Here is a 14,519-nt window from a genome sequence, read left to right as displayed (position 1 = left end):
GGACGTGGTAGACATTCCGATCATGCGGATCGTGATCGCGGACGACGCCGTCCTGCTCCGGGAAGGGCTGGTCCGGCTGCTCAGCGAGGGGGGCCACGAGGTGGTGGCCGCCGTCGCCGACGGCGAGGCGCTGGTGGCGGCGGTGGTGACGCACCGGCCGGACGTGTCGATCGTCGACGTCCGGATGCCGCCCTCGCACACCGACGAGGGGCTGCGCGCGGCGGTGGAGGCGCGCCGGCTGGTGCCCCGCACCCCGATCCTGGTCCTCTCCCAGTACGTCGAGGTGTCGTACGCCGACGACCTGCTCGCCACGACCGGCGGCGGCGGGGGCGGGATCGGCTACCTGCTCAAGGACCGGGTGGCCGCGATCGACGAGTTCCTCGACGCGCTGGACCGGGTGGCCGCCGGCGGGACGGTGCTCGACCCGGAGGTGGTCGGCCAGCTCTTCGCCCGGCGCCGCCGCGACGATCCGCTGCGCGAGCTCACCCCCCGCGAACGCGAGGTGCTCGGCCTGATGGCCGAGGGCCGCTCGAACACGGCGATCGCGCGGACCCTGGTCGTCACCGACGGCGCCGTCGAGAAGCACGTGCGGAACATCTTCACCAAGCTCCAGCTGCCGCCCGACACGGAACAGCACCGCCGAGTGCTGGCCGTCCTGGCCTACCTGCGCAACTGACCCCGCCCGGCGTCGCGGTCCCGGGGCGGGCGTCCCCCGGCCCCGAAGCGGCACCCGGCCCCGCGGCCCGTCCAGCCCGGCCCGGCGGCCCGTCCAACCCAGCCCGGCGGCCCGTCCAACCCAGCCCGGCGGCCCGTCCAACCCAGCCCGGCGGCCCGTCCAACCCGGCCCGACGGCCCGGCCTCGGGCGGCGTCGCCAGACCCCGGGACGGCCGAGGGTCAGGACACGGCGGCGGCGAGCGTCACCGCCTCGGTGAGCGTGTCGGCGACCGGGTGGCCGGAGGCGCGCAGGCGGGCCGGATCGGTGAACCCGCCGGTGTAGAGGACCGCCCGGCCGCCGACGGAGAGGGCGGCGTCGGCGTCGTCGATGGAGTCGCCGATCAGCACCACGTCCCGACCGTCCACGCCCAGCTCGGCCAGGTGTGCCCGGAGGGACTCGGCCTTGCGGTCGCCGCCGACGGTCGCGCGCAGCCCGTCCACCCGGACGAAGTGCCCGCCAAGCCCGTACGTGCGCACGGTCGGCACCAGCTCCTCGTGGAACCACATCGACAGCAGGGACTGGCTGCCCGGCCACGCCGCCATCGCCACCGTGGCGTCGTGCGCCAGCTCGCAGGTGGTCAGCCCGTTCCGGTACGCGTCGTGGAAGATCCGGTCCAGCCGGCCGAACTCGTCGTCGTCGACGGCCTGGCCGAGCACCTCGGCGTAGTAGTCGGCGATCGGGCGGCGGAACCTGACCCGGTGTTCGTCGGCGGTCACCGACGGACCGCCGACGCTGGCGAAGGCCGCGTTGGTGGAGGCGACCACCAGGTCGAGATCGTTGAGCAGGGTGCCGTTCCAGTCCCAGACCAGGTGGGGGCGAGCAGAGGTCATCGCAGCACCATAACGGGCGGCCCTACAGCTGCGGGGTGGTCAGGTCCCGCAGCAGCCGCTCCTCCTCCACCCGCCAGTAGCCGTGCTCCTTGCCGTCGAGCAGCACCACCGGCAGGCGGTCGCCGTACTCGCGCTCCAGCTCGATGTCGTCGGTGACGTCCTTCTCGGTCCACCGGTCCCCGGTGACCGCCACCACCCGGTCCAGCGCGACCCTGGCGTCCTCGCAGAGGTGGCAGCCGGGTCGGGTGATCAGGGTGAGTCGGGGCTCACGCATCGGTCTCCTCCGTCGTGCTGGTGCCGGCCGGCGCCGGCGGGCGGTTCTCCGGCGACGCCGTCGGGGACGGCACCGGGGCCGCCGGGGGCGACGCCGGCCGGAGCAGGGTCTTGCGTACCTTGCCGATCACCGAGTGCGGCAGCTCGTCGACGAACTCGACGGCCGTCGGGCACTTGAACCGGGCCAGGTTGCGGGCGCAGTGGGCGAGCAGTTCCTCGCCGGTGACCGGACGCCCCGGCGCCCGCACCACGTACGCCCGGACAGTCTCGCCGGTCCGCGGATGCGGCACACCCAGTACCGCCGACTCGGCCACGCCCGGGTGGGCGGAGAGCACCAGCTCCACCTCGCGCGGGTAGACGTTGAACCCGTTGACGATGATCAGCTCGCCGATCCGGTCGACCAGGAAGAGGTCGCCGTCGGAGTCCGCGTACCCGACGTCGCCGGTGGCCCACCAGCCGTCCGCGTCCGGGCCACCCCGGCCGTCGGGCCAGTAGCCGGCGAAGAGGTTCGCGCCGCGCACCACGATCTGTCCCGGGTCGGTGCCGGGCGCGAGGTCGGAGAGGTCCAGCTCGTCGGCGTCGTCGTCCGGCTCGGCCACGCCGTCGCGCCACAGGTCGGCCCCGTCCGTCCCGACCAGGCGCAGCTCGACGCCGGGCAGCGGGCGGCCGATCGAGCCGGGCTTCGGCTCGCCGCCGACCAGGGTGGAGGTGAGCACCGGCGCGGTCTCGGTCAGGCCGTACCCGACGTGCACGGGGTGGCCGGTGGCCTCGGTGAAGCGCGCCGCGACGGCCGGCTCCAGGGGCGCCGCGCCGCAGACCACCAGGCGTACCGACGCCATCGCCGTGGCGACCGTTCCGGCGTCCGCCGTGGACCAGGCGGCGACCATCGACGGTACGCCCACCAGCACGCCGGCCCGGCGGCGGGCGATCTCGGCCAGCCCGGCGTCGGGACCGGGGTCGTCGACCAGCAGCCCGGTCGCGCCGTGGTGGACGACCGCCCCGAGCCCGGAGTTGAGCCCGTACGCGTGGAACAGCGGCAGCGCGAGCAGCACGGTGTCGTCCGGGCCGACGACCGGCGGGTCGATGCGGCCCACCTGCTCGTGGTTGGCCGCCAGCGCCCGGTGCGTGAGCATCGCGCCCTTCGGCCGCCCCTCGGTGCCGGAGGTGTAGAGCAGCACCGCGAGGTCGTCGCCGCCCCGAACGGGGAACGGGCCTCCGCCGTCGGCCGTCGGCGGGGCCTCGTGCACGGCGGTGAGCGCGGGCAGTTCCCCGGCGACGCCGGCCACGAGGTCCCGGACCCGCCGCGTGCCGATCAGCACCGAGGCGCCGGAGTCGGCCAGCACGTGCCGCAGCTCGGGGGCGGTGAGGCCGGGGTTCACCGGCACCGCCACCAGCCCGGCGCGCAGCGCGGCCAGGTAGCCGACCACGAAGTCCGGCGTGTTGCCCAGCGCGATCGCGACCCGGGGCGGATGCCGGTCGGCGGTGGCGGGCCGCTGCACCCCAACGGCGGGCGGGGTGCCGGTCAGGTCCGCCAGGGCCCGGGCGGCGGCCGTCACCGAGGCGTCCAGTTCGGACCAGGTCACCGTCCGCTCGCGCCAGTGCAGCGCGGGCCGGTCGCCGTGGGCGGCGGCCGCCCGGCGGAGCCGGTCGGCGAGGTTCGACGCGGTGTTGTCGGTTGCGTCCTGCACGGTGGCTGAGTCTGGCACAGCACCGGGTCGCGGGCCATGCCCCGACGGCGTTCCTGCGGCGGTGGGAGGCGGCGATCCTGCGGCGGAGGGAGCGACCGCCTGGCGGCCCGGCCGCGCCGAGTCCCGCCGACAGGACGACCGGCGGGGCGTCGACGAGACGGATCAGTCTCGTCAACGGGACACGCCGACACGTCTGGAGGGCCTGGACGGTCCTCTCTCGACCGCCTGGCCACGACTAGCTCCCGCGTCGGCCAGCGTGGCCGTTGACCTGGAAATACATTCACGATCACGCCGAGATCGGAAAGTCAACCACACACGACGGACAACAGGTCCGCCAGTTGTGCGACGCCGCGGGAAATACTTCCGCCCTGTGTAACGGACTTGCCACGCGCGGGTGACGTTGGCCCTATCATCACTCGGGTCGGCTCACCCCATTTGCCGTGAGTCGACACCCCTCAGCCCGAGGAGGCCCCCGTGCCTGTGAGCGCATTGGACCAGCACCTCAAGGGGATCTGCCGCCAGTCGGCACACCCCGAGCCAGCCCTGCCCGGCCGCCCGGGCCCAGGCGCGGCACCGACGCGCCGGCCCGCGCCGTCGGTCGCCGGCGGGACGGAGGCGGCGCGGTGACCACCTTCGGCTACGCGGAACGACCACTCGGCCTGCACAGCCCGGCGACCCGTCCCCCGGTCAACGAGCGGCCCACCGCGCGCAGCCCGCTGGACGACTCGGGCAGCCTCACGGTCCGGGGCGAGGGCGCGTCCAGCCGGACCCGTCAGCGGCCGCACCACAACGAGCCGCCGCCGCGCCCCGCGACGCCGGGGGGCAACACGAGCCCGGCCGGCAGCCGGGTCGCCGCGCCGGCCCGGCCCACCATGCCGGCGCAGGGCCGCCGCACGACGGAGCCGTCGACGACGCCGGAGGAGCCGGCCGCGGAGACGGCGGTGATCCCGGCGGTGCCGGCGACGGCCGCCGCCCCCGTCACCTCGACGGGCTACCCCAGCCGGCCGGACCCGTCCGATCCGGCGACCGAGGTCTGGGCCCTGGTCGAGCGCGCCCAGGCCGGCGAGTCCGAGGCGTTCGGGCTCATCTACGACCGGTACGTCGACACCGTGTTCCGGTTCGTCTACTTCCGGGTCGGCAACCGCCAGCTCGCCGAGGACCTCACCTCCGACACGTTCCTGCGCGCCCTCAAGCGGATCGGCAGCTTCACCTGGCAGGGCCGGGACCTCGGGGCGTGGCTGGTCACCATCGCCCGCAACCTCGTGGCCGACCACTTCAAGTCCGGCCGCTACCGGCTGGAGGTGACCACCGGCGACGTCCTGGACGCCGACCGGGAGGACCGGGGGCCGGAGGGCAGCCCGGAGGCGGCGGTCGTCGAGCACATCACCAACGTGGCCCTGCTCACCGCCGTCAAGCAGCTCAACCCGGAGCAGCAGGAGTGCATCGTGCTCCGCTTCCTCCAGGGCTTCTCCGTGGCCGAGACGGCCCGCGCGATGGGCAAGAACGAGGGCGCGATCAAGGCGTTGCAGTACCGCGCGGTGCGGGCGCTGGCACGGCTGCTGCCGGACGGCTTCCAACCGTAGTCCCGCCTGCGGGACTGACGACCGTCGATCAGAAGGACGCCCAGCTCAGCGCCGTTGCCACGCCGTGACGCCAATCACTTTCCGTGATTTCGGCCCCGCCGGCCCCGTAACCCATGCACGGTGCGGACCGTTTCTCCGGGTGCGACCGGTGGTAGCCCCGGCATCCCCCGGGCCTCCAGGTCCGACGGCGCGGCCGGCCACGACGTTCGTCCGTGGCGTCACGCCGTCACCGGTCGCTGGTGACGACAGCGGCCGACCGGCCGTGACCAGCGAGAGGAGGTGCCTGCGGTGGACAGCGACCTCTTCTCCCGTCGGCGCGCGGAGCGCTTCGCGCAGCTTCTCGACGAGGCCAACGGCGGCCGGCGACACCACGTGCGTTCCCGGGCCGACGACCAGCTCGCCGCGCTCGTCGCCGTCGGGCAGCGGCTCGGCGCCGCCCCGCCGGCCGTCGAGGTGGACCCCGAGTTCCGCACCGGGCTGCGGGCCATGCTGCTGGCCACGGCCGAACGCGAGGGCATCGGCACACCCGCCGTCGCGCCGGAGCCGGCCGCCGCCGAGACCGGCCGTGGTCGGCTGCTGCCCGCCGTCACCGCGCGGCGGGCCCGCGCCCGGGGCGCGATCCTCGTCGGCGTCGCGGCCGGCGCGATCGCCCTCTCCGGCATCTCCGCCGCGAGCGAGAACGCGGTCCCCGGTGACGCGCTGTACGGCATGAAGCGCTCGACGGAACGGGCCCAGCTCGCGCTCACCAGCTCGGACATCAGCCGGGGCCAGCTCTTCCTGGACTTCGCCCGCACCCGGCTGGCCGAGGCCGCCGCGCTGCGCGGCGACCGGGACGGCTACAGCGCCGTGCTGGACGACATGGACGCGGACACCCGGCAGGGCGTACGCCTGCTGACCAGTGCCGCCGTGCAGCGCTCCGACCCGGCGGCGCTGGACACGGTCAACTCCTTCCTCGCCGGGCAGCGACGGGCGGTCGGCGGCCTGCTCGACGACGGCACCCGGGCCGATCGGGACCGCACCCGCCGCTCGCTGGCCCTGCTGGACGCGGTCCGCAAGCGCTCCGACGCCCTCCGTGCGGCGATCGCCTGCGGCCTGCCGGCCCCCGCCGGCAGCGACGCCCTCGGCCCGGCCCCGACCGCCTGCCCCGGCGACCGCTGACCCGCTCGGCGAGCCGTCCACGCCACAGTTCACCCGCCGGGCGGCCGTCGGCAACCCACGTCCGGATACCCTCGGCAGGCACATGTCGCGCCGGCAGCGGAGGGAGGTCGCGTGGCCCGCAGCCGAAAGGTGACGGTCAGCACCGACGCCCACGGGCACACCGCCGGCTGGGCGGAGACCGACCAGGCGCCGCTCACGCCGCCGCAGCCCGATCCGACCGCAGCGGCGTTCTTCGACGTCGACAACACGATGATGCAGGGCGCGTCGATCTACTGGTTCGCCCGTGGCCTCGCCGCGCGCAACTACTTCACCACCACGGACCTGGCCCGGTTCGCGTGGCAGCAACTGCGCTTCCGGGTGCTCGCCACCGAGCACGCCGGCGACATGTCGCAGGCCAAGGAGGCCGCGCTCGCGTTCATCGAGGGCTGGCGGGTGGACGACGTCGAACGCCTCGCCGAGGAGATCTTCGACGAGCTGATGGCGCCCCGGATCTGGGCCGGCACCCGCCGGCTCGCCCAGCAGCACCTCGACGCCGGCGAGCGGGTCTGGCTGGTCAGCGCCGCGCCGGTGGAGATCGGCCGGGTGATCGCCGCCCGGCTCGGCCTCACCGGCGCGATCGGCACCGTCGCCGAGGTCGTCGACGGGGCCTACACCGGCCGGCTGGTCGGCGACCTGATGCACGGCCCGGCCAAGGCCGAGGCGGTCACCCAGCTCGCCGCGGTGGAAGGGCTGGACCTGGCCCGCTGCACCGCCTACAGCGACTCCTGCAACGACCTGCCGATGCTCTCCACGGTCGGCCGCGCGGTGGCGGTCAACCCGGACGCCGCCCTGTTCCGGGAGGCCCGGCAGCGCGGCTGGCAGGTACGCGACTTCCGCACCGGCCGCCGCGCCGTGAAGATCGCGGTGCCGTCCACCGCCGCCGCGGGGCTGCTGGCCGGGGCGGTCACGGCCGGGATGGCGCTGCACCGGCGTCGCCGCAACGGCTGACACGCGGTCTGCGGCACGGTGGAGGCGTGCTTCCCGCCGGCCGCCCGCGTCACGGGCCGAACGGGTCCGGGCGGCGTTCGAGCAGCCTGTGCAGCGTCTGCTGGATGGTCTCCCGCACCTGGTCGGCCAGGTTGAACACCACCAGCGGGTCGTCGGCGGAATCGGTCAGGTGGGCGGTGGGGATCGGCGGGCAGAACTCGATCAGCCACTTGCTCGGCAGCGGCACCATGCCCAGCGGCCCCAGCCACGGGAAGGTGGGGGTGACCGGGAAGTAGGGCAGCTTGAGCAGCCGCGCCAGGGGCTTGATGTCGGCGAGCATCGGATAGATCTCCTCGCCGCCGACGATGGCGACCGGCACGATCGGGGTGCCGGTGCGCAGCGCCGCCGAGACGAACCCGCCCCGGCCGAAACGCTGCAGCTTGTAGCGCTCGGAGTAGAGCTTGCCGATGCCCTTGAAGCCCTCCGGGAAGACGCCGACCAGCTCGCCGTTGCCGAGCAGCCGCTCGGCGTCCGGGTTGCAGGCGACCGTCCCGCCCGTCTTGCGGGCGATCTCGGAGACCACCGGCATCCGGAAGACCAGGTCCGCGCCGAGCAGCCGCAGGTAGCGGCCGGCCGGATGCTGATCGTGCAGGGCGGTGGAGAGGATCAGCGCGTCCAGCGCCACCGTGCCGGAGTGGTTGCCGACCACCAGACCGGCGCCCTCGGCGGGCACGTGCTCCAGGCCGGTGACCTCGGTGCGGAACCAGTCCCGGTAGAGCACCCGCAGCAGCGGGTGGAAGACCGCCTCGGTGATGTCGGGGTCGAAGCCGAACTCGTCGACCTCGTAGTCGCCGGAGAGCCGGCGGCGCAGGAACGCCAGCCCCTTGGCGACCCGGCGGTCCCAGTGGTCGCCCGGCCGGTCCGGCACCGACGGGCCCGCCGCCCGGCCGCCGGCCCCGCCAGCCAGCCCGCCCGCCGGAACGGCCGGCTCGTCGGTGGCAGCCGGCTCGTCGGCGGCGGTGTCCGGCTCGCGGACGGTGGCAGCCGTGTCCGGCGCGCCGTGCTCGTCGGTGGCCTCCCGGGCGGCCGGCACGTCGGCGGCGATCGCGTCGTCGGGCCCGCGTCGCCGCCCGGCGGCGACCGGCTCGTCGGTGGCGGTGTCCGGCTCGTCGGTGGCGGCGCCCCGGACCGGCTCGTCGGCGGTGGCGGCGCGGCGGTGCCCGTTCGCCCGCGCCGGCTCCGCGCCCGGCGCGGCCACGGTCAGCGGTACGTCGTACCGGCCGTCGCGCCGCTCCTCCCGCCCGCTCACGAGCGCTCCCGCACGGCGTCCCGGACCTGCCGGATGCCCTCCAGCACGAGGTGCTCCGCCACGGCCAACTGGTCGCGGGTCACCACGACGCCGCCGTGGTGGGCGCGGATGAAGTCGTCGAACGCGGCGGCGGTGGAGCGGGGCGTGAAGCCGTACTCCTGCTCCAGGCGGGTGGTGTCGACGACCCGCCCGTGCACGAAGAGGTCGACCTGGTCGAGGCCGTAGCGGCCGAAGCCGAGGTTGCGGGCGAACGCGACGGCCCCGGAGAGGCCGGGCTCCAGCACCGGAACGGCGATCCGACCCGCCCGGCGGATCGCCTGGGACAGGGAGAGCACGCCGGGACCGGCCACGTTGTACGTCCCCGGATGGTCCTCGACGATCGACCGGTGCAGCACCTCCAGCGCGTCGTCGAAGTGCAGGAACTGCAACCGGGGGTCGCGGCCGAACACGGTGGGCACCACCGGCTGGGAGAAGTAGCGGGTCAGCGTCGTGTCGGCGGTCGAACCGATGAACGGCGCGAAGCGCAGCACGGTGGCGGTGACGTCGGACCGCCGGCGGCGGAAGCCGCGGACGTACCCCTCGATGTCGAGGATGTCGCGGCCGAACCCGCCGCGCGGCACCTCGCGCGGCTCGGTCTCCTCGGTGAAGACCGCCGGGTCGCGGAACGACGCCCCGTACGCGGCCGTCGAGGAGCGGACGACGAGCTTGCGCAGCCGGGGCGCGCGCTGGCAGGCGGCGAGGAGGTGCATCGTGCCGATGACGTTCTGTTCCTTCATCGCCGCGCGCCCGCCGTGCTGCGGATCGGGGGCGGTGACCAGGGCGAGGTGGACCACGGCGTCGACGTCGAGGTCGGCGAGGAGGCCACCGATCGAACCGGCGTCGACGCGGACGCGTTCGACCCGGTCGAGCAGGTCGGTGAACTCGGCGCCCGGCTCGGGCGGGTCGACGCCGATGACGCGCTCGATGCGCGGATCGGCGGCGAGCCGGGCGGCGACGTGCGCGCCGAGGTAACGGCCGACCCCGGTCACGACGACGACCCCCGGGGCACCTGGGGTGCCACCGGGGGTCATGTCGCGCACCTCCCCCGGCAGGCGGGATCGAGCCGGGACATCCACGGCCTGATCACCTGAGCCTCCGAGGGTCGACAGTTGGCAAGTGACGACGGGTGCCGGGCAGCGCCCGGCCCCGGTCACTTGCCGAGACGGCGACGCTGGACGCGGGTCTTGCGCAGCAGCTTGCGGTGCTTCTTCTTAGCCATGCGCTTGCGGCGCTTCTTGACCACCGAGCCCATACGACAGCCTTTCGATGCAACATGCGGGGCGACCGGATGACACCACAACCGGGTGCCGTCTACGACCGCGTGCGGACAGCGGACCGGGCCAGCGGGAAATGCGGCGGGGCGCTCCTGCGGTCACGGTCGGGTCCAGGGTAGCCGGAGAGCGTCAGCAGGACCAACGCGCCCCCGTCGATGCCCGTTACGTCGCAGTCGACGGAGGGCTCGCGGGTGGCTCAGGCGGTCTCCTGAAACGCGCCCCGCAGGTATTCGTGCACCGCGTGTTCGGGCACCCGGAACGACCTGCCGACCCGGACCGCGGTGAGCTCACCGCTGTGCACCAGGCGGTAGACCGTCATCTTCGACACCCGCATCACCGTCGCCACCTCGGCGACGGTGAGGAACTTGACCTCCGACAGCCGACCGTCGGACTGCGACCCGGCCATGGCTCACCGACCCATCCCATGCCCGGCGCGTGCCACCGGACGGGATCCTCCCGCCCGGACCGGCGACGCGCGTGTTACCAGTACGGTAGCGGGGCGGCTGTGACCGGCGCGATCCCTTCGTACAACTGATCATGGTTCGGGCCGTTGTCCACCCGACCGGCTACGTCGTCGTCGAACCTGTTGCGCCCGGCGTCCGATCGGTCCCCGTTCCGTCCGTGGCGCGACCCTCCGGCCGGTTGCCGGCGCCGCCGCCGCGCCCGGTCACGTCCGCCGGCCGGTTCCCGCGCCCCTGGGCCGCACCATGAACGTGACGCCTGCCCCGCGCGGAAGGCGCCCGGTGGTTCCGGCGGCGCCACCGGAACCACCGGGCGGGTGCCCCGGGCCGCTTCCGGACGCGGACCGGGGCTCCGCGCTGGGAGCGGGCACCAGTGTGTCAGGTCGGTCGGCGACGCCCGACAGCGGTCGATCATGAATCTCCGGGCGGCGGTGGGCCGGGTCGGTCCGGCATCGCGCTGGTGGGCCGTCGTCAGCGTCGCCGTCGGCCGGCGGGCCGGGGCACGCCGGCGGTCGCGTTCAGGCGGCCACGGCGCGGACGTACGCGACGCACTCGTCGTGCAGGGCGCCCCACGGCTCGCCGAAGATCGCCTCGGCGGCATCGGCCAGCGGGCGGCGCTCGTGCACCACGGCCGCGAAGAAGGCGAGCAGCCGCTCCGGGCCGAACCGGTCGACCAGGTGCCGGACGGCCAGGTAGGAGATCCCGTAGCTGCCGCTGACCCGGTCGGCCGGGGCGTCGTCGGCGGGGGTGAGGCTGTCGAGCCGGCCGCCCCAGCCGCCCTTCGCCAGCCGTCGCACCTCGGTCAGCCCTTCGTACCGGTCGACCGGCTGGCCGTCCGCGCCGGCGTGTTCGGCCAGCCCTTCGACCAGCCACCAGGTGCCCTTGCCCGGGTAGCCCCGCTCGGGCAGCGAGGCGGCGTGGGTCAGCTCGTGCCGGAGCAGGTCGTCCACCCCGCCGGACGCCAGCCCGTCGGCGTTCAGCACCACCTCGTGGTGGCCGCCGCCGACCGTGACCGCGTACCCGCCGGTCCACCGGGGACGGTCGCCGCCGTACCAGCGCTTCCACTCGGCGCGGCCCGCGTAGAAGATCCGGTACCGGTCCGGCTTCCGGTCGCCGACCGCGTACGCGTCCGCGACCGTGGCGGCCGCCTCGGCCTGGGCGAGCAGGCCCGGCAGCCTCCCGCGCAGGGCCGGGGTGGTGGCCACGAGGGTACGCGGGCCGACGGCGACAGCCAGCTCGCTGACCTCCCAGGGGCGGGCGCCGACCTCCGCCGACCGGGACGGCTCGACGGCCAGCAGCCGGGGCCGCTCCTCCCTCGCCCGCCATCGGGTGACGGCCAGCAGCCGGCTGGGGCGGCAGCCCGGCACGACGAAGCAGTACCGGAACTCGACCAGCAGCCGCCACTCGCCGGGCCGCCCCTCGACCGGCGCGGGCAGGTCGGCCGCGCCGGCCTGCCAGGTGGTCACCCGCAGCGCCCGCAGCGCGGCGTACCGGCGGCGCAGATCCGGGTGGGCGACGGGCTCGGCGACGGCCAGGAACCCGGCCCGGTCCCCACCGATCAGGGCCGTCGACTGCCGGGCCAGCTCGGCCGTCATGCGCTCACCGAGCTGACGGGCGGCCCGCGAGGCGGGGTCGTCGGCGGCCGCGCCGGACGGCCCCGGCACCGGCCCGGCCCCGTGCCGCGCCCGGTCGGTCAGCAGCGCCGCGGGCAGGCCGCAGGCGAGCATCGCCACGACCGCCGCGAGCGCCGCCCAGAGTGGCCGGAGCCGCCAGGCCGTCCGCTCGGGACGCGCGACCGCGCCCCCGCCGGGAACGGCCGCCCCGACCGACGCCGAATCGACGGCCACCGGCCCGACCGGTGCAGAGCCGACAGCCACCGACCCGACCGACGCAGAGCCGACAGCCACCGGCCCGACCGGTGCCGCCGACGAGCCCACGTCGGCTCTGGCCGACAGGACAGGCGGGGCCGACACGACAGGCGGGGCCGACACGACAGGCGGAGCCGACACAGCGGCCAGGGACGGCTCAGGCGGGGCGACGGGCGGGGACGGTGCGGGCGGGTCCGGACGGGTCGGCGTCGCCGGGTCGGGCAGCGGACCCCGGACGGGTCGCCCGACGGACGTCTCGGGGGTACCCGGGGCCGGCAGGTCGGCCGTCGGCGGGCGGCCGTCCACCCCGGGCTTCCCGTCACTCACCCGGCGAAGGGTACGACCTTCGAGGCGCCCCGGCGACGACCCGCCCCGGTGCGGCGCTGCTTCGGGCGACTCGTACCACGGTGCCACCCCGCCCCGGTGACCGAGCTGGCCCGACACCAGCACCGACACAGATGCCGAGGGCCGAGGTGAGGTGGAGGGCCGAAGGGCGCGGAGGCGGGAGGCAGGGGGCAGGCGCCGAGGGCCGAAGGGCGAGGAGGGCCCGAGGGCAAGGCGAGGGCCGAAGGGCAGCGGCTCAGGCGGGCCAGTGCTCAGCCCGGGCAGTGGCTCAGGCGGGGCGGCCCGCCCGGCGCAGCAGGGCGACGGTGAGCGCCCAGCTGACGACCAGCGCGACGCCGGCCAGCGGCCGTCCGAGCAGGGCCAGCATCCCGCCGCCGGCGGCGAACCAGGCGGCCTGGAAGGCGTGCTTGCCCGCGGCCGGCAGCGGCACCCGGGCCTTCGGCGAGCCGAACACGCCCCAGAGGGCGGCGAGCAGCAGCGGTACGGCGACGGCGGCGGCCACCCGCACCGGCGTCCCGGCGTCCAGCGCCCAGCCCCACCAGCCGCCGACCGCCAGCACGGCCAGTTCGAGCAGGAAGAGCAGGAGCAGACCCGTGGCGTACATCGCGCTCCTCACTCGGGCCAGGACCGGAACGTGCCGTCCAGGGCGACCAGCATTCGGTCGAAGGACGTGTCGACGGCGCGGGGCAGGCCGAATCCGCCGGCCGCCTCCAGGCAGACGAAGCCGTGCAGGGTGCTGCGCAGCATCCGGGTCGCGTCGACGGCGGCGTCGCCGTCGAGGCCGTAGCCCCGCAGGACGGCGTAGATCGCCCCGACGGCCCGCTCGCCGGCGGCCACGTGCTCCGGGTCGGTCGGGTCGGGCACGCGTTGGGTGGTCGGGTAGCGGCCGGGGTGCCGGCGGGCGTACGCCCGGTAGGCGAGGGCGGCGGCACGGAGCGCGTCCGGCCCGGCCCGGCCGGCGACGGCGGCGGTCAGGTCGTCGGCGAGTTCGCCGGTGGCCAACGCGGAGAGCTTCTGGGCGAGGGCGTCCGCCCCCCGGACGTGCTTGTAGAGGCTGGGCAGCGCGACGCCGAGCCGGTTGGCCAGCGCGGCGAGGGTGAGCCGGTCGACGCCGACCTCGTCGGCGAGCCGGGCCGCCTCCCGCACCACGGCCTGCTGGTTGAGCCCGGCCCTAGGCACGCCCGGTCACCGCCAGAAATTCAACCAGGTCGGCGGCGGTCTGCGCGGGCCGGTCGGCGTGCGGGTAGTGGCCGGAGTCGGCGACCATGCGGGCCTCGGCGGTGGCGAACTGCCGCCGGGCGGCGCGGGCCGCCGCGCCCGGGTCCGGGAAGTCGGGGTCCTTCGCGCCCATGAGCACGAGCACCGGCTGCCGGACGTCGCGGGCGCGGGTCGTCCAGTGCGGGTCGACGGGGGCGGCCACCCCACGCATGGCGGCCATCCGGCCCGGCTCGCGCAGGGTGGCGACCATCGCCTTGCGGTACGCCGCGTCGTCGGCGGGCCGGTCGCACGGGAAGAGCGTGCGGTGGAACATCCCGAACAGCCGGGGGCTGCGCAGCACGGCGGCCAGCGCCACCCGCAGGAACGGGTTGAGCTTCGGCTGCTCGACGAACGGGCCGACCTGGACGATCCCGCTGACCAGCGCGGGGGCGTCGGCGGCGGCGAAGACCACGGCCGCCGCGCTGGAGGAACTGCCGACGAGGGTGGCCGGCCCGCCGCCGAGGGCGCGGACCACCGCCAGGAGGTCGGCGCCGACCTCGGCCGGGGCGTACGACGACCAGCCGGCGCTGGAGTCGCCGTGCCCCCGCACGTCCACGGACGCCACCCGGTGTCCCGCCGCGACGAGCAGCGGCACCAGGTGGCGGAAGGAGCCCCGGTTCTCCCCCATGCCGTGCGCGAGGAGCACGGGCGGCCCCTGCCCGTGCACCTCGTAGGCGATCCGCCCGCCGTCCCGCTCCACGTAGCTAACATTCATAGCCAAAAAGCTAACTCACTTAGCTTCGACCGTCAAA

15 protein-coding genes and 1 pseudogene are annotated in these 14,519 nt (G+C 75.5%); 4 read left to right on the top strand and 12 right to left on the bottom strand.

Features of this window, described 5'->3' with window-relative positions:
• Positions 1–22: 22 nt before the first annotated feature.
• Positions 23–676: a response regulator gene (locus GA0070606_RS19035; protein ID WP_091102202.1), complete on the top strand. Its 654-nt coding sequence runs from the start codon at positions 23–25 to the stop codon at positions 674–676.
• Between the two features lie 219 nt (positions 677–895).
• On the opposite strand, the gene GA0070606_RS19030 is transcribed toward GA0070606_RS19035, so the two are convergent.
• The 3 genes from GA0070606_RS19030 to GA0070606_RS19020 are packed head-to-tail and all read right to left on the bottom strand — an operon-like array spanning position 896 to position 3,507.
• Complete coding sequence (locus GA0070606_RS19030) at positions 896–1,546, bottom strand: HAD family hydrolase (protein ID WP_091102197.1); 651 nt, start codon at positions 1,544–1,546, stop codon at positions 896–898.
• Between the two features lie 22 nt (positions 1,547–1,568).
• The gene (locus GA0070606_RS19025) at positions 1,569–1,820 is read right to left on the bottom strand and encodes a glutaredoxin family protein (protein WP_091102193.1); all 252 of its coding nucleotides are present in this window, start codon (positions 1,818–1,820) and stop codon (positions 1,569–1,571) included.
• Positions 1,813–3,507 (bottom strand): AMP-binding protein, encoded by a 1,695-nt coding sequence (locus GA0070606_RS19020; RefSeq protein ID WP_176737364.1) that lies wholly within the window; start codon positions 3,505–3,507, stop codon positions 1,813–1,815. Before GA0070606_RS19020 ends, GA0070606_RS19025 begins: the two co-directional genes overlap by 8 nt.
• 623 nt (positions 3,508–4,130) lie before the next feature.
• Here GA0070606_RS19020 and GA0070606_RS19015 point away from each other — a divergent pair.
• The 3 genes from GA0070606_RS19015 to GA0070606_RS19005 all read left to right on the top strand — a co-directional run bounded on the left by GA0070606_RS19015 (position 4,131) and on the right by GA0070606_RS19005 (position 7,235).
• The gene (locus GA0070606_RS19015) at positions 4,131–5,090 is read left to right on the top strand and encodes an ECF subfamily RNA polymerase sigma factor, BldN family (RefSeq protein WP_091102188.1); all 960 of its coding nucleotides are present in this window, start codon (positions 4,131–4,133) and stop codon (positions 5,088–5,090) included.
• 288 nt (positions 5,091–5,378) lie between these two features.
• Positions 5,379–6,248, top strand: a complete 870-nt coding sequence (locus tag GA0070606_RS19010; RefSeq protein ID WP_091102184.1) for a DUF5667 domain-containing protein — start codon at positions 5,379–5,381, stop codon at positions 6,246–6,248.
• A gap of 111 nt (positions 6,249–6,359) precedes the next feature.
• Positions 6,360–7,235, top strand: coding sequence for an HAD family hydrolase (locus tag GA0070606_RS19005; RefSeq protein WP_091102180.1), 876 nt, complete (start codon positions 6,360–6,362; stop codon positions 7,233–7,235).
• 49 nt (positions 7,236–7,284) lie between these two features.
• Here the strand turns inward: GA0070606_RS19005 and GA0070606_RS19000 are convergent, their stop codons facing one another.
• From GA0070606_RS19000 to GA0070606_RS18960, 9 genes and pseudogenes are all read right to left on the bottom strand, one after another.
• On the bottom strand, positions 7,285–8,181 hold the full coding sequence (locus tag GA0070606_RS19000) for a lysophospholipid acyltransferase family protein (protein ID WP_091107895.1): 897 nt from the start codon (positions 8,179–8,181) through the stop codon (positions 7,285–7,287).
• A 338-nt stretch (positions 8,182–8,519) separates the two neighbouring features.
• Positions 8,520–9,593 (bottom strand): NAD-dependent epimerase/dehydratase family protein, encoded by a 1,074-nt coding sequence (locus GA0070606_RS18995; protein ID WP_091107893.1) that lies wholly within the window; start codon positions 9,591–9,593, stop codon positions 8,520–8,522.
• Positions 9,594–9,712: 119 nt separating this feature from the next.
• Positions 9,713–9,814 carry a 30S ribosomal protein bS22 gene (locus GA0070606_RS18990; protein WP_007465623.1) on the bottom strand — a complete coding sequence of 34 codons (102 nt, stop codon included), beginning with the start codon at positions 9,812–9,814 and terminating at the stop codon, positions 9,713–9,715.
• Between the two features lie 218 nt (positions 9,815–10,032).
• Positions 10,033–10,242, bottom strand: a complete 210-nt coding sequence (locus GA0070606_RS18985) for a helix-turn-helix domain-containing protein (protein ID WP_007465625.1) — start codon at positions 10,240–10,242, stop codon at positions 10,033–10,035.
• Positions 10,243–10,503: 261 nt separating this feature from the next.
• A pseudogene (locus GA0070606_RS33905) lies at positions 10,504–10,713 on the bottom strand (hypothetical protein); the annotation flags it as partial.
• A gap of 102 nt (positions 10,714–10,815) precedes the next feature.
• Positions 10,816–12,144: a hypothetical protein gene (locus GA0070606_RS18975; RefSeq protein ID WP_176737363.1), complete on the bottom strand. Its 1,329-nt coding sequence runs from the start codon at positions 12,142–12,144 to the stop codon at positions 10,816–10,818.
• 634 nt (positions 12,145–12,778) lie between these two features.
• On the bottom strand, positions 12,779–13,114 hold the full coding sequence (locus GA0070606_RS18970; protein WP_091102175.1) for a DUF2568 domain-containing protein: 336 nt from the start codon (positions 13,112–13,114) through the stop codon (positions 12,779–12,781).
• Between the two features lie 8 nt (positions 13,115–13,122).
• Positions 13,123–13,689, bottom strand: a complete 567-nt coding sequence (locus GA0070606_RS18965) for a TetR/AcrR family transcriptional regulator (RefSeq protein ID WP_091102172.1) — start codon at positions 13,687–13,689, stop codon at positions 13,123–13,125.
• A complete protein-coding gene (locus GA0070606_RS18960) occupies positions 13,682–14,482 on the bottom strand; it encodes an alpha/beta fold hydrolase (protein WP_091102169.1) in 801 nt (266 codons plus the stop codon). Before GA0070606_RS18960 ends, GA0070606_RS18965 begins: the two co-directional genes overlap by 8 nt.
• Positions 14,483–14,519 lie beyond the last annotated feature (37 nt).

Origin of the sequence: Micromonospora citrea (genome assembly GCF_900090315.1) — a bacterium.
Lineage (GTDB): Bacteria > Actinomycetota > Actinomycetes > Mycobacteriales > Micromonosporaceae > Micromonospora > Micromonospora citrea.
The sequence above is the reverse complement of the archived record's forward strand: the minus strand, read 5'-3'. Positions and strand labels throughout refer to the sequence as shown.

What these genes read in the sequence shown, in the direction of transcription:
- GA0070606_RS19030 (WP_091102197.1), bottom strand. Translation starts at nt 1,546, where the DNA reads ATGACCTCTGCTCGCCCCCACCTGGTCTGGGACTGGAACGGCACCCTG.
- GA0070606_RS19025 (WP_091102193.1), bottom strand. Translation starts at nt 1,820, where the DNA reads ATGCGTGAGCCCCGACTCACCCTGATCACCCGACCCGGCTGCCACCTC.
- GA0070606_RS19035 (WP_091102202.1), top strand. Translation starts at nt 23, where the DNA reads ATGCGGATCGTGATCGCGGACGACGCCGTCCTGCTCCGGGAAGGGCTG.
- GA0070606_RS18960 (WP_091102169.1), bottom strand. Translation starts at nt 14,482, where the DNA reads ATGAATGTTAGCTACGTGGAGCGGGACGGCGGGCGGATCGCCTACGAG.
- GA0070606_RS18995 (WP_091107893.1), bottom strand. Translation starts at nt 9,593, where the DNA reads ATGACCCCCGGTGGCACCCCAGGTGCCCCGGGGGTCGTCGTCGTGACC.
- GA0070606_RS18990 (WP_007465623.1), bottom strand. Translation starts at nt 9,814, where the DNA reads ATGGGCTCGGTGGTCAAGAAGCGCCGCAAGCGCATGGCTAAGAAGAAG.
- GA0070606_RS18985 (WP_007465625.1), bottom strand. Translation starts at nt 10,242, where the DNA reads ATGGCCGGGTCGCAGTCCGACGGTCGGCTGTCGGAGGTCAAGTTCCTC.
- GA0070606_RS18970 (WP_091102175.1), bottom strand. Translation starts at nt 13,114, where the DNA reads ATGTACGCCACGGGTCTGCTCCTGCTCTTCCTGCTCGAACTGGCCGTG.